The sequence below is a fragment of the Bacillus sp. 37MA genome, from assembly GCF_000372765.1.
GTDB lineage: Bacteria > Bacillota > Bacilli > Bacillales > Domibacillaceae > Domibacillus > Domibacillus aminovorans.
The window spans coordinates 90414-91522 of record NZ_KB889753.1 but is presented as its reverse complement, the minus strand read 5'-3'; the positions used below and the strand labels follow the sequence as shown (position 1 = coordinate 91522).

The following is a 1109-nucleotide window of genomic DNA, read 5'->3' as shown; positions in this document are numbered from 1 at the left end:
CATTACGTAAGTAAGTAAGATCCCTTGAAGATGACGAGGTAGATAGGTTCGGGGTGGAAGTGTGGCGACACATGGAGCTGACGAATACTAATCGATCGAGGACTTAACCAATAAAAGCGCAGACGCTCTCGAGCGTCTGACGCTGGAAAACAAGAATCAACCATATGGCGTGGTTTGTCGGTTACTTATACGAATAATATCTAGTTTTGAAGGAATAATTCTTTTCTATTTTATACAGTCTGGTGGCATTAGCGAAGAGGTCACACCCGTTCCCATCCCGAACACGGCAGTTAAGCTCTTCAGCGCCGATGGTAGTTGGGGGTTTCCCCCTGTGAGAGCAGGACGCCGCCAGGCGGCAAAAAGAACAGTTTTCACTGTTCTTTTTTTTGTCAATATATTATGAAAAGTGTGTTGATTATACATTATAAAAATGATATACTTTTATAGTTGTCGTTTATTGATAAACAAAGAAGATAATTTATCAAGAGACATACTAATTAGTTGAAAAGTCTTTTAGATTATCAGCTTATACACTATTCCGCAGTAGCTCAGTGGTAGAGCAATCGGCTGTTAACCGATCGGTCGCAAGTTCGAGTCTTGCCTGCGGAGCCATTTTTCAAGAACTTTCTGAGACGTTAAGGGGGCACGATTAGAAATTTTTGTAGACAGTTAATGATATGTCTCGAAGATTCGATACCCTGCTTTCTATTAGCAGAGAGCATACTTACTTATACATAATAGCATGGCCCCTTGGTCAAGCGGTTAAGACACCGCCCTTTCACGGCGGTAACACGGGTTCGAATCCCGTAGGGGTCATCCATTTTATACATCTTCATCTTCATCATCGATACCTTTTAAATGGTGATGTAGAGTAACTGACTGGTAATCAGTAGGTTGAGGGTTTAAGTCCTTTTACTGGCAACACTTTTAAGAGCCATTAGCTCAGTTGGTAGAGCATCTGACTTTTAATCAGAGGGTCGAAGGTTCGAATCCTTCATGGCTCACCATTTTATATTGCGGGTGTGGCGGAATTGGCAGACGCACCAGACTTAGGATCTGGCGCCGCGAGGCGTGGGGGTTCAAGTCCCTTCACCCGCACTTTGCGGAAG

4 tRNA genes and 2 rRNA genes are annotated in these 1109 nt (G+C 43.5%); all 6 read left to right on the top strand.

Going from position 1 to position 1109, the window contains the following annotated elements:
* Positions 1 to 111 (top strand): 23S ribosomal RNA (locus A3M5_RS0121180); the annotation flags it as partial.
* 127 nt (positions 112 to 238) lie between these two features.
* Positions 239 to 354 (top strand): 5S ribosomal RNA (gene rrf, locus A3M5_RS0121175).
* A 183-nt stretch (positions 355 to 537) separates the two neighbouring features.
* Positions 538 to 612, top strand: a tRNA-Asn gene (locus tag A3M5_RS0121170).
* A 132-nt stretch (positions 613 to 744) separates the two neighbouring features.
* Positions 745 to 816: transfer RNA gene (locus A3M5_RS0121165), tRNA-Glu, on the top strand.
* A gap of 115 nt (positions 817 to 931) precedes the next feature.
* Positions 932 to 1007: transfer RNA gene (locus tag A3M5_RS0121160), tRNA-Lys, on the top strand.
* Between the two features lie 9 nt (positions 1008 to 1016).
* Positions 1017 to 1098, top strand: a tRNA-Leu gene (locus A3M5_RS0121155).
* Positions 1099 to 1109: the final 11 nt, after the last annotated feature.